The following is a 24529-nucleotide window of genomic DNA, read 5'->3' on the forward strand; positions in this document are numbered from 1 at the left end:
ATTTTAGAATAAATACCCAATAGCTATGTACATACCCGATGTGCCGTAGTTTTTGTCCATTGCCAGGCCGTAATCGGCTGAAACAACAAAGTTCTCGTTCATAACCAGCTTTAACCCACCGCCAATGGTGTAGAATAGCTCATTGCTTTCGTCTGCAAAAAAACGATCTTGGATGGCCTGTGGTACGCTCGATAGGTCAAGATTATAGCCCTGTAAAACGCTACCCGCATCGGCAAAGGCGTTTAAGCCAACGTAAAAGTTTTGTCCAATGGCATTAAATCTAAATGCTTTCCATCGTAATTCAAAGTTACCTATTGCAGTATGCCTTCCAACTACTCGGTTCATTAACACGCCCCGAACGGTTTTCACACCACCAAAGCCCTCAATACAATCCCTTGTGGTTAGGTGTTGGCGACTATAGAATGGTACATCTCCAAAATTTCCCTCGTACCAAAGGCGATATGCAAACGAGAGTTTCTCCTCCACTAGTGTGAAATATTGGCGATGAGTAAATGCAATTCGAGCAAAGTTGGTAGGATTGCCAAAAAACTTGGGCGCACCACGGAATAGTATTTCAGTCCACATTCCGCGCATGGGGTTGGTTAGCCTATCGCGCGAGTCGTATGCAACTCCAACTTTAATGCTGTTATCGAAACCTCCATCTTTAACGTTTTGGTCAATCAGACCCCATTCCACAAAATGGTCGTACAGCAAATTGGCGTCGGGTAAAATATCATCACCCTCCTTCTTCCTTTTAAGGTGATCAATATCTACTGTTGATATTTGGTACCAGCCCAAATCTAAACCAGCTATCCAGTTAAATTTCGAGTCGGCAATCTTATCCTCCACAAGCACATCAACCTTGGTTTGCCCGCGGTCGAGCCTGTAAAATACCTGCGAAATAAAATCGTCGGCTCCATTAGTTTCAAAATTGGAGTTGTAAATAGTTTGTGCTCCATTAAATCCGTAAAAAGGGTAGGTTCTGTTGCGGTTGTAGCTAAACCGACCAATAAAATGCTTTTCAGGAATAAGCGAGTACGAATCGAAAAACGCAATGGCATCCATGCTCCCACGTGTGTAGGCCGAGAGTTGCAGGTAAAGGCTATGGTCGTAATCGGGGAAACGCGAACCATCGCCGTAGTCGAAAAGGTTTACAATTCCGCCATACATTAGCCCAAGGTTCGAGTCGAATCCCAGGGCAGGTAGTACTCCAAAGTTCCATCCCATTTTTGGCTCATTCTCTTGGGAGAACGCGGTTAAACCTATGGTAAATGCTAAAATAATTAGTAAGCCTTGCTTTTTCATTGGGTTATAGTTTAGGTTTTGCTAATTTTTACAAAATACTTTGAAGCTAAAGTATGTAATTTTTTTATAACAGGTATGAACTGGTAGGTAAAAAATAAATATTTTATGTATTACTTATATGCGCCATTTGTTATTATTACGGATTTTATTGACAAAAAATGTATTCAAAAAATAGATTTTATCTATATGTATAGTAGTTTATTATGTTCTACTTTTGATTCTGTTAAAGGGAAAAGATAAATTTTTGGCTTCATATTTCATCTTTCATTAAAAAAATGTAATATTGCCAACCGGTACATACTAGTTTAAGCATGTCGCAAAAGATTTTAAATATTGATAGGGATTCGCCAGAATCGAAATATAGGCAGATTGTAAACTCTGTTCTAGATTCAGTAGCAAGTGGAGATCTAAGCGTTGGTGATCAGCTACCAAGCGTGAATGACCTTTGCAAGGCTTGGGGCTATTCGCGCGATACGGTTCTTAATGCCTACGCCGAGCTAAAATCCATTGGAGTACTAAAGGCCATTCCGGGCAAGGGTTACTATATTGAATCAACGCAAGCCAACATTACTCACAAGGTTTTACTGCTTTTCGATGAGTTAAATCCGTTTAAGGAGGAACTTTACAATTCCTTCCTTACAGCACTAGGCAACGATACTTTTGTAGATATTTATTTTCATCACTTCAATCGTAAGGTTTTCGATAGCCTGCTAAGCGAGAATAATGGACTCTACACCACTTATGTGGTTATGCCTGCTAAGTTTACTGGAACAGCGGCACTACTTCAAAGTTTAAAGGGCAGGGTTATTGTACTGGACCAGTTGCCCAATGATTTAGCGGGATTGTTCCCTGCGGTTTATCAAAATTTTGAGAATGATACTTACCAGTCGCTGCTATCGGGGAGGGAATTAATATCAAAATACAACAAATTGATAATGGTTTACCCAGGTGGTAAGGAGCCCGAGGGGCAATTTAAGGGCTTTATGAGGTTTTCTCAGGAGGAGGGAGTTCCGTTTGAGCTAATTAGCGATTTAAACAATAGGCAGGTGACCAGGGGAGAGTGTTACATTGTGATTTGGGATAGGGATTTGGTAAAGGTTGTTAAGGCATCGCAAGAGGCAAATATAGAGATTGGTCGCGATGTGGGGATTATATCGTATAACGATACTCCGCTAAAACAGGTTGTGGCCAATGGGGTTACAACCATATCAACCGATTTTGTTGCCATGGGCAAAACGCTAGCTCAGCTGGTAATGTCTAAAAAACGAAATCAGGTTCAGAATCCCTCATCGCTAATTGTGAGAGGGTCGTTGTAGTGTAAATCATATTTTGTAGCTTTATAAGCATCATATTTTAACTAACAGACAATACTATGGGTTTCTCAACTCTCGATTACATCATCTTTGCAGCTTACGCGCTGTTAATTCTATCGGTAGGCCTTTGGGTGTCGCGCAGTAAGAATGGCGAAAAGAAAAGCGCCGAGGATTACTTCCTCGCCAGCAAAAGTTTGCCCTTTTGGGCCATTGGTGCATCGCTAATTGCTGCCAATATATCAGCAGAGCAGTTTATCGGTATGTCGGGTTCTGGTTTTGCCATTGGGCTGGCCATTGCCTCGTACGAGTGGATGGCAGCTCTTACGCTTATAGTGGTAGCTAAGTTTTTCCTACCCATTTTTATTAAGCAAGGGTTATTTACCATTCCCCAGTTTATCGAGAAGCGTTTCAACACCAATCTAAAAACTATTCTGGCCATATTCTGGGTATCGCTATTCATATTTGTGAATCTAACATCGGTGCTGTTTTTGGGTGCCAAAGCGCTCGACACCATATTGGGTACAGGCGATGGATCGATGATAATGTACTTTATAATTGGGCTAGCCTGTTTTGCTGCGGCATACTCCATTTGGGGAGGGCTTTCGGCCGTTGCGTGGACCGATGTAATTCAGGTGGTGCTGTTGGTGGCGGGAGGCTTTATTACAACGCTCATTGCGCTGAACCATGTAACCCCCGATGGGGGTATTTTTGCGGGTTTAGATCATATCTACACTACGGCAGGTGATAAGTTTCATATGATTCTTAAGCGCGATAACCCGGAGTTTATGAACCTGCCTGGTATTGGTGTTCTCATCGGCGGTATGTGGGTAGCCAATATATACTACTGGGGGTTTAATCAGTACATTATTCAGCGAGCCTTGGCGGCCAAATCGCTTCGCGAGGCGCAGAAGGGCTTGGCATTTGCTGCTTTCCTAAAGTTATTGCTACCATTATTTGTGGTAATTCCCGGAATTATTGCCTTTGTAATGTTTACCCAACCCGAGGGAACAGCCATAATCGATGGCGTAAAAGCCGATTTTCTTCGCCCCGATGGATCGGTTAACTTCGATATTTCTTATCCATGGCTAATCAAATCGTTTATCCCAGTTGGGATAAAAGGCTTGGTTGTGGCAGCTTTGTCTGCCGCCATAGTTTCTTCCTTGGCATCAATGCTAAACTCTACAGCAACCATTTTTACTATGGATATTTATAAGCCATACATCTCAAAAAAAACAGATGGCTCCGATTTGGTTCCCGTTGGACGTATTGCCGTTATTGTTTCGTTGGCCATTGCGGTGCTGGTAGCACCAGCTTTGGATACAATGCCCCAGATGTTTCAGTACATTCAGGAGTACACAGGAGTGGTTAGTCCAGGTATCCTCGCCGTATTCCTCATGGGATTGTTCTGGAAGAAATCCAACAGCAAGGGAGCTATCATTGGAGTTATATCATCTATCCCTGTGGCATTGCTGCTCAAGTTTTTACCCATCGAAATGCCTTTCCTCGATCAAATGATGTATACCTGCCTAATCACTATGGTGGTTATAATTATGGTAAGCTTGCTAACGGCCAAAACCGATGAGGATCCAAAGTCAATTCCGTTGCCAAAGGAAACCTTTAAAACGGGGAAGAACTTTAATATTGCAGCCTATGCAATACTACTAATTCTGGTTGTACTATACACCGTGTTTTGGTAGTGGCAAATTCATATTAGATAAATGCTAGTAAAACGTGTCCATAATCAAAGTTTTAAAGTGAATGATATTAGATAAAGTAAGGGAATCGTTTGTCGAAAGATTTGGTAAGGATTTTAGGCTATTTTCAGCACCCGGCAGAATTAATATAATTGGCGAGCATACCGATTATAACAACGGTTTTGTGCTTCCGGCAGCTATCGATAAGTGTATATACCTAGCTATACAGCCTAATGGGAGCGAGGCTTATAATATTTTTTCGGTTGATTTTCAGCAAGCCACAACTTTTTCTGTGGCCGATACAGCTGAAGATTTACCTCATTGGGCTAAGTTTCCATTTGGCGTTATACAAGAACTCAAAAATCTTGGCCACTATATGGGTGGTTTTAACGCGGTATTCGGTGGCGATATTCCCTCGGGTGCTGGCTTATCGTCCTCGGCTGCTCTCGAGAGTGCTTTTGCATACGCAATCAGAAACATTTTTAATTTTGATATTGATAACCTAACTCTGGCTAAAATAGGGCAGAAGGCTGAACACAATTACGTGGGTGTAATGTGCGGTATCATGGATCAGTTCGCATCCATTTTTGGGAAACAGGGGCACGCCATTCTTCTCGATTGTCGTTCGTTAGAGTACAAGTACTTACCCATTAAAATTGACGATTATGAATTTGTGCTGGCCGATACCAAGGTGAAGCACAGCCTTGCCTCATCGGAGTATAACCGGCGTAAATGGAATTGCGAGGAGGGGGTTATGATGCTAAGCTCACAAATGCCCCAGGTTAGGAGTTTACGCGACGTGCGCTCAAAGGATGTTTATCCCTACAAAGGCATTTTGGGAGAGGAAGTTTTTTTGAGGTGTGAGTATGTAACAGAGGAGATTGAGCGTGTTGTGCAGGCTGCTGATGCCATTGACAATGGTAACTTGCAGCTGCTGGGTGAGTTGATGTACCAGTCGCATGAGGGCTTACGAGCAAAATACCACGTGAGTTGCGATGAACTAGATGCACTGGTAGAGGCCACAAAAAACATCGAGGGCGTGTTGGGATCAAGGATGATGGGCGGTGGGTTTGGTGGTTGCACCATTAACCTAGTAAGAAAGGATGAGGTATCTACCTTCAAGGAACTAGTCTCAACGTATTTTACCAATAAGTTTGGGTATGCCCCCGATTTTATTGAGGTCAATATTGGCGGTGGGGCTAGGGAAGTAGTATTATCCTAAAGTTACAGGCAAACTCTGACGGAAAAATCGGAGCCGTTCTCAAAAATTTGTATCTTTGAAAAAAAAGAATAGGATGCAGCAGCTTATAGAGAAACGGAAGAAGGACTTGATTGCATTATGTAAGGCACTTAACATCAAAAGGCTTTACGCCTTTGGATCAGTCGTGTCAGACAAGTTTAGAGATGATAGCGACATCGACTTTTTAATTTCATTTGCTGAAAACTTGTCCGTTGAAGAATACACGCAAAACTACTTCACCCTTCACTACAAGCTTAGAGAACTTTTTGACAGGGAAATCGACATTGTGACCGAAAGAACGCTCTCTAATCCCTACTTTATTGAAAGCATCAACGAATCGAAGCAACTGATTTATGAAGCGTGAAGCCAAAAAATATCTCTTCGACATTAAAACGTCCGTTGAATCAATTTTTGACTTCCTCGGGGAAAAGAGAAACTTTTTCGAATACCAGAATAACAAGCTGCTAAGACGAGGAATTGAGCGAGAAATTGAAATAATTGGAGAAGCGATGAACCGTATTATGAAAATCGCCCCGGATATCCAAATAGAGAATGCTAGGCAAATTGTGGACACCAGGAACTGGGTTATACGCGGGTACGACAAAGTGGACGATGTGGTTATCTGGGGAATCATTTCCAATCACCTGCCGAAGCTCAGGAAAGAGGTAGAAGATCTATTGACAAAAGAATAAAAAGCCAGCCTGTAACAAGGGGTGTACCCAACCAGCCTGCCGGCTGGCAGGTGTGGGGGATGTGATGACTTCGGGTAAGCAGAGCCCCCACAGGGCGACCCTAACGGCCGATGACGACGCTGTGCCACGCCATCCCCCACTGCTCAAAATCCCCAACCGTTGTATTTGCCTAAATCATCACAAATTACCAAACGCAATCATAAGGTTTAGCAAGGCAAAAAATAACAGCTGGCAAACCAGCACAATGGTGCTTAGTGGGTTATTACTATTCTTAACGTATTTCCCCAAAAGCATTACAAGGGGGAATGAGATGATAAACCATGCGATGTAGTTTTGTAGAGGAGGTGTAACGGTTTTCCAGCTCCACATATCAAGCCTTATGGCAACGGGTTCTAGCAATATATCGTAAATAACCATGAGCAGAGCTCCTGCAAAACCCAATCGCCAAATGTTGATAATTTTCGATCGTAACACCATGGTAATTAGGTAAACCGAAATCATCCAGTTAACCACCATGGCTATGGGAGTTGCCCAAACTTTTGGCCCCAGCGATGGTCCATAGGCATAGCCACCAAAAATTACTCCCGTATTCGTACCAATGGCTTCAACCGTCCAGCCGGCAACTCCCACAGCAAGAATGGCAAGCCAGAATTTCCAGCTGTAGGGTCGATGAAATATCAATAAAATTGCAAGCGTAAGGGTAGTGAATACCCAGCTCAGCTGAAATACTTGAGGGTTATCGCGCATAATCCACAGCCCAGGAATAGAAATGCCGTACCCACCAATAATTAGTGTTAGGGCCAGATGTTGCTTGTATTTATCAAGGAACGATTTCATGCTATATGGGTTTTATCATATTATCAACAATTTTTGCCGAGGCAAGGCATAGCGGTATGCCGCCCCCAGGGTGAACGCTTCCGCCAACAAAGTATAGCCCCTTAATGCTCTTTGAGCGGTTTGGATGTCTGCTAAAGGCAGCAAATCGATTGTTTGAACTTATGCCGTACAGAGCACCGCGATACGATCCCGTTTTTTGCTCTATCATTGGAGGATTTAATATCTCCTCGCACAAAATTTTTGGTTCAATATCAATATTAAGTTCCCTTTTTATTTTGGCAATGATATTGTTTTTGGTTCGGGCTGTTAGCTCCTTCCAGTCCTGTCCGTAATCGGGGGGTACATTCACCATCACAAACCAGTTCTCATGCCCTTCTGGGGCATCGCTAGGCACGGCCTTACTGCTGATAAAGATGTAAACCGTTGGATCGTTAGTTATGCTTTTCTGCCCAAGCATTTCAAATTCCTTAGCATAGTTGCTGCTAAATAGGATGTTATGTACGTCCAACTGAGAGTGCGTTCCTTTTACACCCCAGTAGAAGATTAGCGCCGACGATGAGGGCTCATGGCGTTTGTAAAACCAGCTAAGCTTGTTTTGGGGCATATGTTTTGGGTAGGAGGTAAAGATATCGGTATTGTTTATCACCAGATCGTAGGCGTTGGCTAGTCCATTTGCCTTAATGCCAGTTACTTTACCTTTGTTGTATTCTATCCTTTGAACCGGACAGCTCATTTCAAAGGTTACCCCAAGCTTCTGTGCCAGTTCATACATCGATTGGGCAATGGAGTACATTCCCTTTTTGGGGAAATAGGCGCCAATATTATGTTCAAGATGAGGAATAATGGTTAGCGTACCCGGTGCTTTATAGGGGTTGGAACCATTGTAAGTGGCAAAGCGATTAAAAAGCTGAATGGTTTCCTTCTGCTTGAAACTCCTTTTGTTAACCTTGTGCATAGTCTCAAAAGCTTTCAGCTTTTTTAGGTTCATGCCAATCCTCTTTGCCTCTTCCGATTTAAATCCTGCCCAAGTGGGGAAGGGGCTAAACATGAATAGGTTTGCCGTAAGGTTATATAGTTCCTCGCATTCGGTTAGGTAGTTTTCAATATTTATGGCGGGTTCACTAAGACCGGTTTCAGCTTCGTGGGCAAACCGTTTGGGATCGGCCCATGAATTCAGAACCTTTCCGTTGGGGTAAAAATATCGGGTAACATTCTCTAGCTGCTTGTATTCAAATGTGTTTGAATATCCCTCACCAGCAATATCGAATAGTTCATCAACTAGGTTAGGCAATGTGAAAAGCGAAGGGCCTGTATCGAAGCGGAATTCGCCCATTCGCAGCTGGTTTAGTTTGCCCCCAATATTTTGCGATTGCTCAAAAACAGTGACTTTGTATCCTTTTACAGACAGGCGTATGGCTGTTGCCAATCCACCTACACCAGAACCAATAATTGCTGCTTTCAAATCTGTTTGATTTTAAATAATAAAACTAATTAAAAACAACGAGTTACACGGTTTTGTTCCAAAATAAAAGTTCACTGCTATCCTTTACTATTTTTTTGTTGTCTAATAGCCAACGAATTACCCTGGTTGTTTTATCTGGTGGAGACTTTATAGAATCAACCAGAGCCTCAAGCGATTTTCCTTCGGTTAGTATGTTTGTTTTTATTTGCTCAAGTATTTGATCGAATTGATACTTGCTCATATCCAGCTCATTTCGCGAGGTGCACACATCGCACTTCCCACATCGGGTGGCATTCTTCTCACCAAAGTACTCAAGCAAGGCCATGCTGCGGCATTTGGCTGTTCCCGAGGCATAGTTCACCATGGCTTCAATTCGCTTGGTGTACCTTTCTTTTCTAAGGTTATAGTTTTCGGGGCTAATTCGTAGGTTTTTGTCATCCAATCGTTCTTCAGTGAAGATTATGAGCGGTGTCTTTTTTCGGGGGATATAGTTTATTATCTTCGCTCTGCTGAGCTTAATCAGGCTTTCTGTAACCTCGGGTAGCTGTTTGCCGGAGATTCGGGCTAAATGCTTTTCGTCAATCTTCACATAATCGTTGAACAGACCGGCGTAGTTCCTAAGCAGCACCTTAATAAAATGATCCATTTCGGCATGGGCTACCTGGTATTTGTAGAGTTCATTCTTAGTTGCGGTAACCATTATACGGCTTGGGTTATCAAGCTCATCGGTAAGTTCGATGTAGCCCTCAAGTTCCAAAAACTTTAGGCTACTAAAAGCGTGGGCAAAGTTAAACTTGTAGGCTGTTGCAAATTCAATAAGATTAAAATCGTAAACCTCGCCCTTACCAGCACCTATGGCAACACCCAGGAATGAGCATAGGGCTTGGTAACTTCTTTTAATTTCCTCTGGTTCGGGGAACGAGGTTTGTGTTCGTTGTTCTACCTTAGCTTTGTCCGATTCGTTGTACAGAAGGATGGCATAGGCTAGCTTCCCGTCGCGGCCACCTCGACCAGCCTCCTGAAAGTAGGCTTCTGGTGAGTCGGGCAGATCCATATGCACCACAAAGCGCACATCGGGTTTGTCAATTCCCATTCCAAAAGCATTGGTCGATACAATTATGCGGGTTCTGTCGTGCTGCCAATCGTCTTGCTTTGCGTTTCGCTCCTCGGAGCTAAGCCCTGCGTGGTAGTAATCGGCAGTAATTCCTTCGTTTTGGAGCATCAGAGCAATTTCCTTGGTTTTAAGCCTGTTCCTAACGTATACAACTCCAGTACCTGGAAGCCCGTTTACAATTTTTAGCAGATGCTTATTCTTGTCCTCAACATTCCGAACAAGGTAAACCAGGTTCTTACGTTCAAAGCTCATTTTTACAACGTGCTTTTGCGTAAAACCCAATCGTTCCTGGATATCTTCAACCACCTCAGGTGTTGCCGTGGCAGTAACCGCTAGGAATGGTACATCGGGTAGTAGCTCTCGGAGTTCAACAATCTTAAGGTATGATGGTCTGAAATCGTAACCCCACTGCGATATACAGTGCGATTCGTCTATTGCAACAAGGTTCACATTCATTTTGCGCAACCTCATTCTAAACAGGTCGGTTCCAAGACGTTCGGGCGATAGGTAAAGGAATTTATAATCGCCATAAGCACAGTTATCGAGCGTTACCTCCAACTCGTGTCGTTTCATCCCCGAGTGCAGTGCTGCAGCTTTAATCCCTCTTTTTTTCAGGTTTTCAACCTGATCCTTCATAAGGGCAATTAGCGGTGTTACCACTAGGCATAACCCCTCCTTTGCCATGGCCGGAACCTGAAAGGTTATTGATTTGCCTCCGCCCGTTGGCATCAAGGCAAGAGTATCCTTCCCGCTATACACCGATTCAATTATCTCCTGTTGAACTGCTCGGAATGAAGTAAAGCCCCAGTATTGATATAGTATTTTTTCGAATTGATTCAACCTGCAAGTCAAATTATGGTTTCATACAAAAGTAACCCGAAATGTTATTAGTACAAGCGTAATATCTGAAAAGAAGCCCCTTGTTAATGAGTTTTTTTGTAACTTGGCGGGCGAAAAAATAAAAACCTACCACCATGTCATTTGCAAACGAAAAAGTTGTTGCTGAGGGCCTTACGTTCGACGACGTGCTTTTGGTTCCTGCATATTCTCAGGTTCTTCCACGAGATGTTGACATCTCCACAAATTTCTCGAGGAATATTAAGATAAATTCACCCATTGTCTCGGCTGCCATGGATACCGTTACCGAAGCGGGTGTTGCCATAGCAATTGCCCGCGAGGGAGGAATTGGCGTTATACATAAGAACATGTCCATTGAAGCACAGGCTAGCCAGGTGCGAATCGTGAAACGTGCCGAGAGCGGTATGATTTACGACCCAGTTACCATTAGCCCCGATGCAACAATTGGTGATGCGCTTAAGCTGATGAAGGACTATAAAATCGGTGGAATTCCTGTGGTGAATGAGGGTAAAGTTCTAATTGGTATTGTTACCAATCGCGACCTGCGGTTCCAACGTAAACTAGAGGCACCTATTAAAAATGTAATGACCTCGGAAGGTTTAATTACTACAACCAAAACCATTACTCTCGAAGAGGCTGAAGCCATACTACAAGAGCATAAAATAGAAAAATTGCCCGTTGTTGATGAGAATTTTCGTTTAGCCGGATTGCTCACATACAAAGACATCACCAAAGCTAAGGATAATCCCCATGCTTGTAAAGATTCCAAAGGGAGGTTGCGTGTAGCCGCAGGTGTGGGGGTTACTCACGACACACTCGAGCGCATTCGGGCTTTGGTACAAGCCAAGGTCGATGCCATAGTTATTGATACAGCGCACGGCCACTCTCGAGGTGTACTTGAGATGTTAACTAAGGTAAAGTCAGAATTTCCCGAACTCGAGGTGGTTGTGGGGAATATTGCCACAGCTGAGGCTGCTCTCGAACTGGTTAAGGCAGGTGCCGACTCTGTTAAGGTGGGAATAGGTCCTGGCTCTATCTGTACTACTCGTGTTATTGCAGGTGTAGGTGTACCTCAGCTTAATGCCATTTACGATGTGGCCAAAGCCCTGAAGGGTACTGGTGTGCCTGTTATTGCCGATGGCGGAATTCGTTACTCTGGTGATATTGTTAAGGCATTGGCTGCTGGAGCTGACTCAATTATGGCTGGCTCAATGTTTGCTGGTGTTGATGAGTCGCCCGGAGAAACCATAATTTACAACGGGCGTAAGTTTAAGTCGTACCGTGGTATGGGTTCACTTGAGGCAATGCAGCAGGGGTCAAAGGATAGGTATTTCCAGGATGTAGAGGACGATATCCAGAAGCTAGTGCCCGAGGGCATAGTGGCTCGTGTGCCATACAAAGGCACCCTAAAAGAAGTCTTATATCAGATGATTGGTGGTTTACGCGCCGGTATGGGGTACTGTGGTGCACCTAGTATCGAAAAGCTGAAGGATGCCCAATTTGTGCGAATAACCAATGCAGGAATTGCCGAAAGCCATCCGCATGATGTGGCCATTACTCGCGAGGCACCAAACTATAGCCGATCCTAGTAGTGCCCAAAAACCATTAATTCTAATAAACCAACGTTATGAACCGTACTTTTTTTATCATTGTCGCTTGCGTTCTAGGTAGCTTGTCTTCCATAGCGCAAACCAAGGACGAGATTCTGCTCACTGTGGCTGGAGAGTCGGTTAGCCGTTACGTGTTCGAGCAAATTTACCTTAAGAATAGCCAGATGATGGCCGATACCGATAAGAAAAGCCTCGATGAGTATCTGGATCTATTTATTGTTTACAAGCTAAAGGTTGCCGATGCTAAAGCACAAGGGCTAAACAAAACCACCGATTTTGAAGAAGAGTTGGCAAGCTATCGAAAGCAGCTGGTTCAACCACACCTAATTGACAAGCAGGAGCAGGAAAGGTTGCTAAAGGAAGCGTATGGTAGATTGAAGAAGGAGGTTAATGCTAGCCATATACTCATTGCCATACCCGAGAATGCTACACCTGAAGATACAACCGCTATCTATAATAAAACCATAAATATTCGAAATAGAATATTATCGGGCGAAGCGTTCGAGTCGGTGGCTCGCGCCACAAGTGATGATCCATCGGTAAAGATGAATGGTGGTAATTTAGGATATTTTTCCGCTTTTCAAATGGTGTATCCATTTGAGAACGCTGCTTACAATACGCCAGTGGGACAAATATCAATGCCCATACGCTCTCGCTTTGGCTATCATATAGTAAAGGTGAACAGCACCCGGCCATCGCCTGGTCAGGTTAAGGTTTCGCATATAATGATTGCCTCACCTCAAAACGCAACTTCAGAGCAAAGTGCAAGCGCAAAGCATTTGGCCGATTCTGTATACGCCTTAGTGTTAACCAACGAGAATTTTGAGAGGTTAGCGCAGCAGTTTAGCCAGGACCCTGGGAGTGCACAGAATGGTGGTGAATTACCGTGGTTTGGGATGCGACAAATGCCACCCCAGTTTGAGAAAGCAGCATTCTCGCTTCAAAATCCAGGCGAAGTTACCCCACCCGTGCAAACTCAATTTGGGTGGCATATCATTAAGCTATTGGATAAACGAGGCGTTGGGTCGTTTGATGAGGTTGCTCCTGAGCTTAAGGCACGACTGGCACGAGATGAGAGAGGCCGGGTTAGCCAACAGGTTTTTATTGAACAGCTAAAGCAAAAGTACAATTTTGAGCTAGATACCAATGCGCTTCAAACAATGGTGTTACTGCTCGATTCATCGTATTATGATGGAAGCTGGAGCCTCCCCAGCATGTATAGCAATCGGTTCATCTTTGGTTTTGCAGGAAAATCGCACACCATGTCGGAACTTGCTCATAAAATTCTGAAAGATAGAAATAGAAATATTGATGTACCTTTTGCCGTAGTAGTAGATAGATGCTATAACGAGCTGGTTACCGAAACTATTCTTTCCTACGAAGAGCAAAAGCTAATAAAAGAGAATCGTGAGATTAAGTATCTCCTCATGGAGTACTACGACGGCATACTGCTTTTCGAGATAATGAATCAGAACGTATGGGCTCGCTCTTCCAGCGACGAAAAGGGGCTCGAGGAGTTTTATCAGAAGAATATTTTAAGCTATTCATGGGATGAAAGGGTGTATGTTCAAAAGTTTTCATCAACCCACAGAAGAACCATAAAAAGAGCAAAAAGGTACATTACCTCTAGGCGTGGGCAAGGAGCCTCCGACCAAGCCATTGTGAACCGTTACATTAGCCGAGGCGATACCCTGCTGGCCATCGATAACAATGCTGTTATGCCCAACGATGATCTTATAAAAGGTTATGCTAGCTGGGAGGATCAGCTCTCTGAAACCAAGGAGAATAATGGCGAATACTATTTCATTCGCTATACCAAAACGGTTCAAAATGACCCTATCCCCTTGAGCGAAATTAGAGGACAAGTTATTGCAGATTACCAGGAATACCTTGAGCAACAGTGGGTAGAGTCGCTAAGGCAAAAGTATCCTGTGGAGGTGAATAAGAAGGTTTATCAAAAAGTTATTTCTAACCTTAATTAGCTTTATTCACTGAATAATTTTATAAACCTTTGTGTTTTCCATTTAGTAATAGAATAGTTTCCTAACAGAACAGAAATGCGAATCCTATCCATATCATTATTCACCTTACTTGCCGCAGGTTTGCTGCTACCGAGTTGCTTGAAAACCGACACCAATAATAGCAAGGTTTTGGCAACCGTGTATGGTAAGAACTTATACTTCTCTGAGGTTGAGGATATGTTTCCCGATAATATTTCCAAAGAGGATAGCCTTCAGATAATTATGGGATATGTTGACCGCTGGGTTCGTAAGCAGCTGCTCCTCAATCGTGCCGAGAAGAACCTAAGCGAAAACCAGAAGAATGTATCCAAGCAGCTCGATGATTACCGCTCTTCACTACTTATCTTTAAATACGAGCAAGAGTTTATCCGCCAAAAGTTAGATACCGTAATCCCCTTTGACGAGATAGAAGAGTTTTACAACGAAAATTCCTCTAACTTCAGCCTAAACGAGGGCATAGTTAAGGCTTTGTTCATAAAAATTCGACTCGACGACCCATACTACGATAGGATAAAGGCTCTGTACAAGTCTAATAAGGAGGAGGATATTCAGAACCTCGACAATATGGCCTATCAGGTGGCCATTAAGTACGATTATTTTAACGATCGGTGGATTCCATTCTCCCGGATTATCAGGGAGCTGCCAGAGCCCATTAACAATCCCGATCATTTTCTGCTTCGCAATCGTAGCATTGAGATGACGGATGATAAACACGCATACCTAGTGAACCTGAGGGATGTGCTGGCAAAGGGCGAACAAGCACCCATTGATTTCGAGGCAAATAGTATTCGTAATATAATTCTAAACAAGCGCAAGCAACGGTTGATACTAGACCTTGAGACTAATATCTACAACGATGCTCGAAACCATAAAAATTTTGAAATTTATATAGATTAACATAACGTATTACAATGAAAATTAGAGCAATATTCAGATCCCTACTTGCAGTTCCAGCATTTATTTTTCTTTTATCAGCACAAAGTCTTAACGCTCAGTTTGTAGTCGATCAAGTGATTGGCGTGGTGGGAAGTGAGAAGATTTTGCTTTCCGACGTTGAGCAGGAACTCCTACGTATGCAGATGCAGGGCGTAACAGCTGAAGGCGACATGAAATGCAGCATATTTGAGGAACAGATGATCCATAAATTGTTGCTTCATCAGGCTGCAATTGATAGTATTGAGGTAACCCCATCAATGGTTGAGGGAGAGATGGAGCGAAGGTTACGCTACTTTATTAATCAGATTGGCTCAGAAGATGCTCTCGAGAAATATTTCAACAAAACGATGTTCCAAATCAGGGCCGACCTCAGAATTTCCATCAGAGAAGGTTTATTGGCTCAGCAGGTACAAGGTAAAATTGTTGAGAATGTAACCGTTACCCCATCGGAAGTAAGGCGATTTTATCGTGATATTCCACAGGATAGCCTACCCATTATCCCCGATCAGTATCAGGTTCGCCAAATCGTTATGTACCCACCAGCAGGTGAGGATGCTAAGTTTGCTGTACGCGAGCAGCTACTCGACATTAGGGAGCGAGTGCTTAAAGGCGAGCGATTCTCTACTCTCGCCGTGGCCTATTCCGAAGACAGAGCTACCGCAACCCGTGGGGGCGAACTTGGGTTTATGTCGCGTGAGCAGCTGGTTAAATCCTTTGCCGATGTTGCTTTTAACCTTCGAGAGGGGCAGGTTAGCCAGATTGTTGAATCGGAGTATGGATTTCATATTATCCAGATGATTGAGCGCCGTAACGATCAGGTAAACGTTAGGCATATTCTTATGAGACCTTCCTATTCACCCGACCAGCTACTTAAAGCACAAACCAAGCTCGATAGTATTTCCAATCTAATCAAAACCGATACGTTAACTTTTCGGCGGGCTGCCCAAATGTTCTCTGAGGATGAGAATACACGGCTAAGCGGAGGGCTTATGATTAATCCTCAATCAAATACATCACTTTTTGAGCGCGAGCATTTCTTGCCAGCCGACTTTTACGTTATTCGAAACCTTAAACCAGGCGAGATTAGCCAGCCATTTGAATCGCGCGATGAGCACGCCAATGTTGTGTATAAGCTGGTGATGATTAGTAAAATAATTCCCCAGCACAGGGCTAACCTTGACGATGATTACGCCATCATTCAGCAAATGACGAAGATGGGAAAGCAGCATGAGGTATTTATGGACTGGGTTAAATCAAAGGTGAAAACCACCTATGTTCGCATCGATCCTTCCTACAGAAACTGTAGCTTCGAAATGGATGGATGGTTGCGATAGTTGCCAATCCAACGGGTATGCGAGTACTGAAAATGGCTCTTGCTGTGCTTACCATTACCCTGTTACAGGGTAGTGGTAAAACTCTTTTTGCTCAACAAAAAAGGGAGGTCTTCATTAACCATGCTGACAGCATGCGCAACCTAAAGGTCGATGGTAAGGATATCCGTCGATTGCTTGGGAATGTCTCCATTCGGCACGAGGAAACAACCATCACATGCGACAGCCTATACGATTATGTAGGCCTGAATAAATTCGATGCGTATAGCAATGTGAAAGTGTTTCAGGAAACCACCACGCTCTATGGCGACACCCTCAACTTTAATGGTGTAACCAAGAGGGGTAAGGTACGTGGCAAGGTGGTTAGAATGGTAGATGAGGAAACAACCATGGTTACGCGTTTTCTCGATTTTGAAACCGTCAACAAAACGGTTAACTACTACGGGGGCGCAGTAATTAATACCACCGATTCCCGATTTTCAAGCGACAGGGGCAAGTACTACTCTAACCAGAAGCGCTTTGTTGCTGCGGGTAACGTGGCATATATCGATCCAGATATCCTTTTAAATACCGATTCGCTTGAGTACTATACCGAGGTTGAGTTGATAAAGTTTTATGGCTCAACCCGTATTTACAATGAGGAGAACTACCTGTACAGCGAAAGAGGACAACATAATAGGGATACTCAGGAGTCTGAATTTCATATCAATGCTTTTATCGATAATGGAGACCAGAAGCTATATGGCAACAGCATTTTTTACGATAGGAACACAGGTGTATCAATAATTGAGGGAAATGGACTAGTTATTGATACCACCCAGCGTATAAATATATACGGTCAGCATTTAACCTATAATCAGAAAACGGAATTTGCTGAGGTTAAGCATGAACCTTTGGCAATGCTTGTGTCTGAACAATCGGACACGCTTTATCTTCGTGCCGATAGGCTTTTGGGTATATCTGTAAAGGATACAGTTTATACCGATTCCACGTTGTATAATCAGCTTGTTGGGGTGGGAGATGTTCGATTTTTCCGACATGATATTCAAGGTGTTTGTGATTCAATGCTTTACCATAGTGTCGACTCGATACTTTATATGCACAAAGACCCAATTTTGTGGAATTCCGAAAATCAGCTGACCGCTGATAACGTAAGCATCGAGTTTAGGAACGAAACGATCCACAGAATGAAATTCACAGGATCATCTTTTGTGACTTCGCAAGAGGATTCAATTCGATTTAATCAGATAAAGGGGCGTGATATGGTTGGTTTCTTCACCAATGGCAAGTTGACTCGTCTTGATGTGAATGGTAATGGGGAGACAGTTTACTACGGTCGTGATAAGGGTGAACTTGTGGGAGTAAATAAAGCCGAGAGCAGTAGGCTATCCATTGGGATTAAAGATAATAAGGTTGTAAGCATAATGTTTCGCGAAAGCCCAGTTGCCACACTGTTCCCTATCGATAAGGTAGAGCTGCAGGATGTAATGATTAAGGGATTTGCTTGGCATACCGATAAACGCCCCCAGTCGCCAGACGATATAATACCAACAGGCCTTGATGTAAACTTTTATCTACCCATCCTGAGCAAGGCAGACAGGTATAGAGCCCAAAAAAGAAACCCTGCCGAATCGCTTGACGATTTAGCAGGGGAAAAAATTGAAGAGATTACTTTGGATAAAGGGCTTGAACTAAAGAAACCTAATCTTTCTAACGATTTAAAACGGGTTAGTATTCATCCTCATTAAAGAAAAAGTCTTCCTTGGTTGGATAATCGGGCCAAATATCCTCAATGCTCTCATAGATGTCACCCTCATCCTCCAGCTCCTGTAGGTTTTCTATAACCTCAAGCGGAGCACCTGATCGGATAGCAAAATCGATAAGCTCATCCTTAGTTGCGGGCCAAGGGGCATCTTCAAGTTTTGATGCTAATTCTAGTGTCCAATACATATAGATAATCTAATTAATTGATATACAAATATTTAAGCGTTAGCCTATTAATGCAAATATATAAAAAAAACTAAATCATACTCTAGGTTCCCAAGGAATTTGCTCAATTTTAAGGTTTTTAGCTAACAATCGTGATAATGTGAAGAAAAAATCGCTTAACCTGTTGATGTACTTTACAACATTCTCGGGCAAAGGCGAGCTTTCAGCAACACTTATGGCTAAACGTTCGGCTCTACGACATATTGTGCGAGCCACATGGCAAAGTGAAACGGCCTGATGACCACCCGGAAGTACAAATGAGATTAGCGGCTCAAGCTGCGAGTCCATTTCGTCTATTTGCTGCTCTAGGAATTCTATGTCCGCATCGGAAATAGCTGGTAACTTCACCTTGCAGTCGGAACAATCCGCTGCCAGAACAGAGGCACAGCTCATCAACCTGTCGAGCACTTCGGCTAGTACTACCCTCCAATATCCATCAACGGCCTCCTGGTCGCGAAGCAGGGCAACAAAAGCCATAAGCTCGTCTACCGTGCCGTAGGCATCTATTCGTGGATGATTCTTTGGCACTCTTTTGCCGCCAATTAGCGAGGTGGCTCCTTTGTCGCCTGTTTTTGTATATATTTTCATAGCTACTTGCTAAACGTTTGTTGGTAGTAATGCTGTACGACCAAAATTGTTCAATGGTTACTTATGTTTTGTTGATTTTAAGTGAAATTATCTCTATTTACTATACAGCACAACTACCATGTTATGTATAAATCCAAATCGGCTTCAAAGGTAGCGTATTCTTCAGAATCGAAAGCAACGCTTTCGCTATCTCCAATATCGTAGATCCACTCGTAGGTTGTTCGTGTGTAATTTAGGGTTCGGTTCGAAACTACTGCAGTAGCTCTAAACTTTAACCCTATTGTTGATTTGGCAAGGGTTATTAGCTTGTGTCTGAGTTCAAACTATGGGATTGTGTAAAGCTTGGGTTTCGGGTAACCGTGTATTCGTATAGCCGTTTGTAATTCCCGTTAATCTCTTTTGCACTATGCTGGTGTTAAATTTTTCCGTCTAGCCAACACCAACGTGAGCCCTTTGGTTCACTGCCAACCAGCTGTTGCTATAGGCAAATTTGGAACCCAGTGCAACCCCCCGCATTGTAAAACTTTGCCTGCCTGTAGTTCGAGTTCAAATCGGTAATAAGATCAGCATCGTTATCCCAATGGAACTCGTTGAGATCGTTTATATACTGTGGATAACCCAGGACGCTTACGCCAAATCCAAAGAGGTTATATGGCAAGTTGCAAATACAAATCGCCCCATCGCGCTACTACTCTTCTCTAAGTACCACCTCTTGCTTCATGGTGGGGTTTGAGTTAACTTCGTCCGACTCAATTATACCATCCCTAAGCCTAATTATTCGGCGTGCATGAAGCGCAATGTCCTCCTCATGGGTAACAACAATAATGGTGTTTCCTTGGTTGTAAATATCCTCAAACAGGTTCATAATGTCAATTGAGGTTTTCGAATCGAGGTTTCCCGTAGGCTCGTCGGCCAGAATTATTGAGGGGTCGTTTACCAACGCCCTTGCCACGGCAACCCTTTGGCGTTGTCCGCCCGATAGCTCGTTGGGCTTGTGTTCCATCCTGTCGGTGAGGCTAACTTTACCTAGTGCCCCTTCGGCCATTTTAAGCCTTTCGGGTTTGCCAATTCCTGCATAAATCAAGGGAAGCATAACATTTTCAAGAGCGGAATAGCGGGGGAGGAGGTTGAATGTTTGGAAAACAAACCCAATCTCTTTGTTCCTAATCTCGGCTAACCTATCGTCCTCCAGCTTGCTAACATCAGTACCGTTAAGTACGTATTTTCCTGAGGTGGGGGTGTCAAGGCATCCAAGAATATTCATTAGAGTAGACTTGCCAGATCCCGAAGGCCCCATAATGGCAACATATTCGTTTTCATAAATTTGTAATGAAACACCTTCAAGAGCTTTAACAACAACAGTTCCTACTTTGTAGTACTTTTTGATATTCTCTATGTCAATTAGAATCTTTTTATCCATTGATGTCCGATTAAAAAAATTATGTTGGTTTGACTAAGCAAACCTACTAAAAGTTTATCTTAAAATGCTGTTTAAATATCCCTTTTCTAAAAAAAACTACTCCCAAATGAAATAGATCAATGCTAATGCTTACGCTCGAATGCTTTGCAATTACGTTCCACGCCTTAAACATTTCTCTGCTCCAACGAATATCATCAAACACAAAAATTGAGTTCTCGTTTACTTTTTTTAGGCACTGTTTAAAGTAGCGCAGGGTGGGTTCTGCCTTATGGTTTCCATCAAAAAATACAAGGTCAAGGACAGGCAGCTGGTTTAGGGCTTTGTTTAAACCTTGTTCAAAATCGCCCTCAATAAGTTCAATGTTTTTAAAGTTAAACAAATCGAAAGAGTTTTTAGCCAATTCTGCACGTTGCCAGTCGCCTTCAATGGTTAGTACCATTGCGTCGGGATTAGAGCTGGCAAGGTACATAGCGCTTATGCCAACCGAGGTGCCTAGCTCCAAAATGCTTTTCGAATTATTCCACTTAGCCAACCGGTATAAAAAGGCCCCATTTTTTGGAGATACTGACGATTTTCTGATAACGGCTCCTAATGTCTCCGATCGTTTCATCATCCTGCTTCCTGCACCATAATCACTTGGGGCAAGGCTAATCGACGAATCGATTTGCCAATTTCTGAGCCATTCTACCTCATTGGGCTGTTCGTAGTTGTTCTTATTGCAAAGCACTGCTCTTGAGAACTCGTACACCATAGGAGAGTGAACTCCGTGTCCCGACCGCGGTTTGGCCGTACATTTAAAAAGGATGTAATCCTTGGTAATGTTTAGTAAATGAGCAATGTCTGTCACTGTAATTCGTTTTTGTCAGCCAATACTAATTTAGCGATTAAAAGATGGCTTTATTGTGTTTACCTTCTATTTTTTTGAAAAACTTTTGCAGGGGCAATTTTTCATAAAACAATAGATTTTATGCTGCATTTTATATTTTTGCATTATGGCGATAAGTCTTTCCACGGATATAATGTATTTGGCTGGAGTTGGCCCCAAGCGAGCAGAGCTGCTTAAGGCAGAACTAAGTATTCACACCTTTGGCGATTTGCTCTACTACTTTCCCTTTAGGTACGTGGATAGATCGAGATTCTACAAGATTTCAGAAATTTCTGAGGATTTGCCATATATACAGGTTGTTGGTAAAATAGTCCGGTTTCAGGAAGTGGGTGTTGGACGAAAGAAAAGGCTTACAGCAATTTTTACCGATGGAACCGGAACGCTTGAGTTGGTTTGGTTCAAAGGTTTAAAATGGGTCGTCAAATCGATTAAGCCCAACGTTACTTACGTAGTTTTTGGGAAGCCAAATCTTTTTGGTGGAAAGTTTAATATTGCCCACCCCGAGGTTGAGGATTATAAGTCGGATCAAGAGAATTTAGGATCGGCCTTGCAGCCGGTTTACAATACCACAGAGAAGCTTAAAAGCAGCTTTGTTACCTCTAAAACCATTCTTAAACTTCAGCAGGTATTAAATGGTGCTATAAGCGATATTGTGCAGGAAACCCTTCCTCCATATCTTATAGAGAGGGTAAAGCTAATGACTCTTAGGGAAGCGCTCTGCAACATTCACTTTCCGTCGTCGGTATCGCTACTTAAAAAAGCCGAAGCGAGGCTTAAGTTTGAGGAACTATTCTACGTGCAGCTAAATTTGCTTTACCAAAAAAACACTCGATACCTTAAGGTTCAGGGTAACGTTTTTAGTCAGGTTGGTGAAGCATTTAACCGATTCTATGCAGAAAAGTTACCCTTTGCGCTAACCGATGCGCAGAAAAGGGTAATAAAGGAAATCAGGCGCGATATGGGCTCGGGAAAGCAGATGAACAGGCTTTTGCAAGGCGATGTGGGCAGCGGCAAAACATTGGTGGCACTTATGTCAATGCTTATTGCGGTCGACAATGGCTACCAAGCCTGCATTATGGCTCCCACCGAAATCTTGGCAACTCAGCACTACGAGACCATCTCAGGAATGCTCCACGGGTTAGGTATTAATGTAGGTTTGCTTACAGGAAGCACCAAGCGCAGCGAGCGAGCGCCGCTCCATGCGCAGCTCGAGGGTGGCTCCATGCATTTGCTCATAGGCACACATGCCCTGATAGAGGATGTGGTACAGTTCCACAACCTTGGGTTAGTAGTTATCGATGAACAGCAGCGCTTTGGTGTAGCCCAACGGGCCAAGCTTTGGCAAAAGAACGACAAGCCACCCCACGTATTGGTGATGACTGCTACCCCAATTCCACGTACCCTAGCCATGACCATTTATGGTGATTTGGAGGTAAGTGTAATCGATCAAATGCCTCCTGGTCGAAAACCCATTAAAACCATTCATTATACCGATGCCAAGCGTAACCTTGTGTTTGGGCTAATGCGCGAACAAATTAAGCAAGGAAGACAGGTGTACGTGGTGTACCCACTGATCAATGAATCGGAGAAGATGGATTATAAAGATTTAATGGATGGTTACGAAAGCATTGCTAGGGCATTTCCTCCTCCTCAGTACGTTACGGTTGTTGTTCATGGCAAGATGAAACCCCAGGAGAAGGATGAATCTATGCAGCTATTTGCCAGTGGTAAAGCCCACATAATGGTTGCCACCACGGTTATTGAGGTAGGCGTGAACGTTCCCAACGCTACGGTTATGGTAATAGAGAGTGCCGAACGATTTGGCCTTTCGCAGCTGCACCAGCTTCGGGGAAGGGTAGGGCGTGGAGCCGACGAGAGCTACTGCGTGCTTATGTCAGGGGTTAAACTTACCAACGAGTCGCGCAAGCGTATGCAAACAATGGTAGCTACCAACGATGGTTTCGAGATTGCCGAGGTGGATATGCAGATTCGTGGCCCTGGCGATATCGAAGGAACACAGCAGAGTGGGTTACCTTTCGATTTTAAAATTGCATCGCTGAGTAAGGATGGTCAAATACTTCAGTTTGCCCGGCAAGTTGCTAGCGATATTATTGATGAGGATAAAGCCCTTACAAATCCTAAAAACCAAATCCTTTTCAGGCAAATTGAGCAGATGACGCAGGAAAGGATAAGTTTTGGGCAGATTAGCTAGAGGCATTATAGGTATGACCAGCAACAGCACAATTCAATATATTCAGGCCAAATCCATTCTTTCCAAGGTAAAGGGTACCGACTCCTACTTTGGCATTACCTACAACATGAATTTGTACCGAGGATGCCAGCATGGATGCATATACTGCGACACCCGCAGCGATTGCTACGGAGTTGGCGATATCTCACAAATAAGGGTAAAGCAGAATGCTATCGAGTTGCTAAATATTGAATTGGCAGCCAAAAGACGGAGGCGAGCAACCATTGGCACTGGCTCAATGAACGACCCCTATATGCCCATTGAGAAAAACGTTGGTTTAACCCGAAAGGCGCTTGAGGTAATTGCTAAAAATCGTTTTCCGGCACATATTATTACAAAAGGTGATTTGGTAACCCGCGATATTGATGTGATACAAGAAATTGCTAAGGTATACGCTGCCGTTAGTTTCACCATTACCACCCACAACGATGAGTTGGGGCGCAAGGTGGAACCCTTTGCTCCAGCAACATCCAAGCGTTATAATGCTATAGAGCAGCTGGCTAAGAATGGTATTTATGCTGGTGTTACTATGATGCCCCTGCTTCCCTTTATAAACGATAGTACTGAAAATATTCAGCACATCATCAAATCGGCCAGCGATGCTGGGGCAAAGTATATAATCCCCATGTTTGGTTTAACTCTTAGAGCTGGTTCTCGCGAGTATTTTTACAATGCACTTGATGCTAATCTACCTCTTCAAAAAACTAAATATGTTAAGGCTTTTGGATTAAGCTACGAATGTTGGTCTCCACAATACAAAAGATTATCGAAAGTATTCCACGAGGAGTGCAGTAGATTGGGAATGCCAAGTAGGATGGAGTTTTTTCAATCGCACGAGCCAAAGCAGCTCGATCTGTTTTAAGATTATTGCGCAAATTGCTAGCCCAGCGGCGGGGCGATGTTATTGGGCGAGTTGATGAGCTTGTGGATGGACTTATCGTTGAGGCGTTTTATTCGCTTCTCCTCGATGATGGCCTCGCGC

General features: G+C 43.3%; 20 protein-coding genes. 12 read left to right on the plus strand and 8 right to left on the minus strand.

The annotated features are described in order from the left end of the window. Window positions 1-3 precede the first annotated feature (3 nt). Window positions 4-1305 (minus strand): Omp85 family outer membrane protein, encoded by a 1302-nt coding sequence (omp85, locus tag G8O23_RS13685; RefSeq protein ID WP_166365785.1) that lies wholly within the window; start codon window positions 1303-1305, stop codon window positions 4-6. 311 nt (window positions 1306-1616) lie between these two features. On the opposite strand from omp85, the gene G8O23_RS13690 reads away from it, so the two are divergent. From G8O23_RS13690 to G8O23_RS13710, 5 genes are all read left to right on the plus strand, one after another. Then, a complete protein-coding gene (locus G8O23_RS13690; protein ID WP_166365787.1) occupies window positions 1617-2621 on the plus strand; it encodes a GntR family transcriptional regulator in 1005 nt (334 codons plus the stop codon). Window positions 2622-2677: 56 nt separating this feature from the next. Then, a complete protein-coding gene (locus G8O23_RS13695; RefSeq protein WP_166365789.1) occupies window positions 2678-4315 on the plus strand; it encodes a sodium/sugar symporter in 1638 nt (545 codons plus the stop codon). A 61-nt stretch (window positions 4316-4376) separates the two neighbouring features. Further along, on the plus strand, window positions 4377-5534 hold the full coding sequence (locus G8O23_RS13700) for a galactokinase (protein ID WP_219932526.1): 1158 nt from the start codon (window positions 4377-4379) through the stop codon (window positions 5532-5534). A 55-nt stretch (window positions 5535-5589) separates the two neighbouring features. Next, entirely contained in the window at window positions 5590-5916 is a 327-nt protein-coding gene (locus tag G8O23_RS13705; protein ID WP_235942291.1) for a nucleotidyltransferase family protein, read from the plus strand. After that, complete coding sequence (locus G8O23_RS13710; protein WP_166365791.1) at window positions 5906-6244, plus strand: HepT-like ribonuclease domain-containing protein; 339 nt, start codon at window positions 5906-5908, stop codon at window positions 6242-6244. The genes G8O23_RS13705 and G8O23_RS13710 overlap by 11 nt, the downstream gene beginning before the upstream one ends. Before the next feature lie 177 nt (window positions 6245-6421). On the opposite strand, the gene G8O23_RS13715 is transcribed toward G8O23_RS13710, so the two are convergent. Genes G8O23_RS13715 through G8O23_RS13725 form a run of 3 tightly spaced genes read right to left on the minus strand, consistent with a single transcriptional unit; the run spans window position 6422 to window position 10497 of the window. Continuing rightward, window positions 6422-7081 carry a carotenoid biosynthesis protein gene (locus tag G8O23_RS13715; protein ID WP_166365793.1) on the minus strand — a complete coding sequence of 220 codons (660 nt, stop codon included), beginning with the start codon at window positions 7079-7081 and terminating at the stop codon, window positions 6422-6424. Between the two features lies 1 nt (window position 7082). Next, window positions 7083-8543, minus strand: a complete 1461-nt coding sequence (gene crtD / locus G8O23_RS13720; protein WP_166365795.1) for a 1-hydroxycarotenoid 3,4-desaturase CrtD — start codon at window positions 8541-8543, stop codon at window positions 7083-7085. 43 nt (window positions 8544-8586) lie between these two features. Then, window positions 8587-10497 carry a RecQ family ATP-dependent DNA helicase gene (locus tag G8O23_RS13725; protein ID WP_166365797.1) on the minus strand — a complete coding sequence of 637 codons (1911 nt, stop codon included), beginning with the start codon at window positions 10495-10497 and terminating at the stop codon, window positions 8587-8589. Between the two features lie 134 nt (window positions 10498-10631). Here G8O23_RS13725 and guaB point away from each other — a divergent pair, with 134 nt between their 5' ends. The 5 genes from guaB (at window position 10632) to G8O23_RS13750 (ending at window position 18161) form a co-directional block, all read left to right on the plus strand. After that, window positions 10632-12104: an IMP dehydrogenase gene (gene guaB / locus G8O23_RS13730; protein ID WP_166365799.1), complete on the plus strand. Its 1473-nt coding sequence runs from the start codon at window positions 10632-10634 to the stop codon at window positions 12102-12104. 38 nt (window positions 12105-12142) lie between these two features. Beyond that, on the plus strand, window positions 12143-14107 hold the full coding sequence (locus G8O23_RS13735) for a peptidylprolyl isomerase (protein ID WP_166365801.1): 1965 nt from the start codon (window positions 12143-12145) through the stop codon (window positions 14105-14107). A gap of 75 nt (window positions 14108-14182) precedes the next feature. After that, window positions 14183-15043, plus strand: a complete 861-nt coding sequence (locus G8O23_RS13740; RefSeq protein WP_166365803.1) for a hypothetical protein — start codon at window positions 14183-14185, stop codon at window positions 15041-15043. 14 nt (window positions 15044-15057) lie between these two features. Beyond that, on the plus strand, window positions 15058-16416 hold the full coding sequence (locus G8O23_RS13745) for a peptidylprolyl isomerase (protein ID WP_166365805.1): 1359 nt from the start codon (window positions 15058-15060) through the stop codon (window positions 16414-16416). A 17-nt stretch (window positions 16417-16433) separates the two neighbouring features. Beyond that, window positions 16434-18161 (plus strand): OstA-like protein, encoded by a 1728-nt coding sequence (locus G8O23_RS13750; protein ID WP_166365807.1) that lies wholly within the window; start codon window positions 16434-16436, stop codon window positions 18159-18161. Here G8O23_RS13750 and G8O23_RS13755 read toward each other — a convergent pair. From G8O23_RS13755 to G8O23_RS13770, 4 genes are all read right to left on the minus strand, one after another. Continuing rightward, window positions 18142-18363, minus strand: coding sequence for a DUF2795 domain-containing protein (locus G8O23_RS13755; protein WP_166365809.1), 222 nt, complete (start codon window positions 18361-18363; stop codon window positions 18142-18144). The two genes, G8O23_RS13750 and G8O23_RS13755, sit on opposite strands and share 20 nt — an antisense overlap. A 75-nt stretch (window positions 18364-18438) precedes the next feature. Then, window positions 18439-18990 (minus strand): cob(I)yrinic acid a,c-diamide adenosyltransferase, encoded by a 552-nt coding sequence (locus G8O23_RS13760; RefSeq protein ID WP_166365811.1) that lies wholly within the window; start codon window positions 18988-18990, stop codon window positions 18439-18441. 688 nt (window positions 18991-19678) lie between these two features. Further along, on the minus strand, window positions 19679-20410 hold the full coding sequence (locus G8O23_RS13765; RefSeq protein WP_166365812.1) for an ABC transporter ATP-binding protein: 732 nt from the start codon (window positions 20408-20410) through the stop codon (window positions 19679-19681). Between the two features lie 46 nt (window positions 20411-20456). Continuing rightward, complete coding sequence (locus G8O23_RS13770; protein ID WP_166365814.1) at window positions 20457-21257, minus strand: O-methyltransferase; 801 nt, start codon at window positions 21255-21257, stop codon at window positions 20457-20459. 145 nt (window positions 21258-21402) lie between these two features. Between G8O23_RS13770 and recG the strand changes: the two genes are divergently transcribed. Then, the gene (recG, locus tag G8O23_RS13775) at window positions 21403-23508 is read left to right on the plus strand and encodes an ATP-dependent DNA helicase RecG (RefSeq protein ID WP_166365816.1); all 2106 of its coding nucleotides are present in this window, start codon (window positions 21403-21405) and stop codon (window positions 23506-23508) included. A gap of 13 nt (window positions 23509-23521) precedes the next feature. Continuing rightward, window positions 23522-24409: an SPL family radical SAM protein gene (locus G8O23_RS13780; protein WP_166365818.1), complete on the plus strand. Its 888-nt coding sequence runs from the start codon at window positions 23522-23524 to the stop codon at window positions 24407-24409. Window positions 24410-24529: the final 120 nt, after the last annotated feature.

The sequence above is a fragment of the Perlabentimonas gracilis genome (assembly GCF_011174675.1).
Classification (GTDB): Bacteria; Bacteroidota; Bacteroidia; order Bacteroidales; family Tenuifilaceae; genus Perlabentimonas; species Perlabentimonas gracilis.

Excerpts from the sequence above, each read along its gene's own strand:
- omp85 (WP_166365785.1), bottom strand. The coding sequence starts at position 1,305 with ATGAAAAAGCAAGGCTTACTAATTATTTTAGCATTTACCATAGGTTTA.
- G8O23_RS13690 (WP_166365787.1), top strand. The coding sequence starts at position 1,617 with ATGTCGCAAAAGATTTTAAATATTGATAGGGATTCGCCAGAATCGAAA.
- G8O23_RS13695 (WP_166365789.1), top strand. The coding sequence starts at position 2,678 with ATGGGTTTCTCAACTCTCGATTACATCATCTTTGCAGCTTACGCGCTG.
- G8O23_RS13700 (WP_219932526.1), top strand. The coding sequence starts at position 4,377 with ATGATATTAGATAAAGTAAGGGAATCGTTTGTCGAAAGATTTGGTAAG.
- G8O23_RS13710 (WP_166365791.1), top strand. The coding sequence starts at position 5,906 with ATGAAGCGTGAAGCCAAAAAATATCTCTTCGACATTAAAACGTCCGTT.
- G8O23_RS13715 (WP_166365793.1), bottom strand. The coding sequence starts at position 7,081 with ATGAAATCGTTCCTTGATAAATACAAGCAACATCTGGCCCTAACACTA.
- guaB (WP_166365799.1), top strand. The coding sequence starts at position 10,632 with ATGTCATTTGCAAACGAAAAAGTTGTTGCTGAGGGCCTTACGTTCGAC.
- G8O23_RS13735 (WP_166365801.1), top strand. The coding sequence starts at position 12,143 with ATGAACCGTACTTTTTTTATCATTGTCGCTTGCGTTCTAGGTAGCTTG.
- G8O23_RS13740 (WP_166365803.1), top strand. The coding sequence starts at position 14,183 with ATGCGAATCCTATCCATATCATTATTCACCTTACTTGCCGCAGGTTTG.
- G8O23_RS13745 (WP_166365805.1), top strand. The coding sequence starts at position 15,058 with ATGAAAATTAGAGCAATATTCAGATCCCTACTTGCAGTTCCAGCATTT.
- G8O23_RS13750 (WP_166365807.1), top strand. The coding sequence starts at position 16,434 with ATGCGAGTACTGAAAATGGCTCTTGCTGTGCTTACCATTACCCTGTTA.
- G8O23_RS13755 (WP_166365809.1), bottom strand. The coding sequence starts at position 18,363 with ATGTATTGGACACTAGAATTAGCATCAAAACTTGAAGATGCCCCTTGG.
- G8O23_RS13760 (WP_166365811.1), bottom strand. The coding sequence starts at position 18,990 with ATGAAAATATATACAAAAACAGGCGACAAAGGAGCCACCTCGCTAATT.
- G8O23_RS13765 (WP_166365812.1), bottom strand. The coding sequence starts at position 20,410 with ATGGATAAAAAGATTCTAATTGACATAGAGAATATCAAAAAGTACTAC.
- recG (WP_166365816.1), top strand. The coding sequence starts at position 21,403 with ATGGCGATAAGTCTTTCCACGGATATAATGTATTTGGCTGGAGTTGGC.
- G8O23_RS13780 (WP_166365818.1), top strand. The coding sequence starts at position 23,522 with ATGACCAGCAACAGCACAATTCAATATATTCAGGCCAAATCCATTCTT.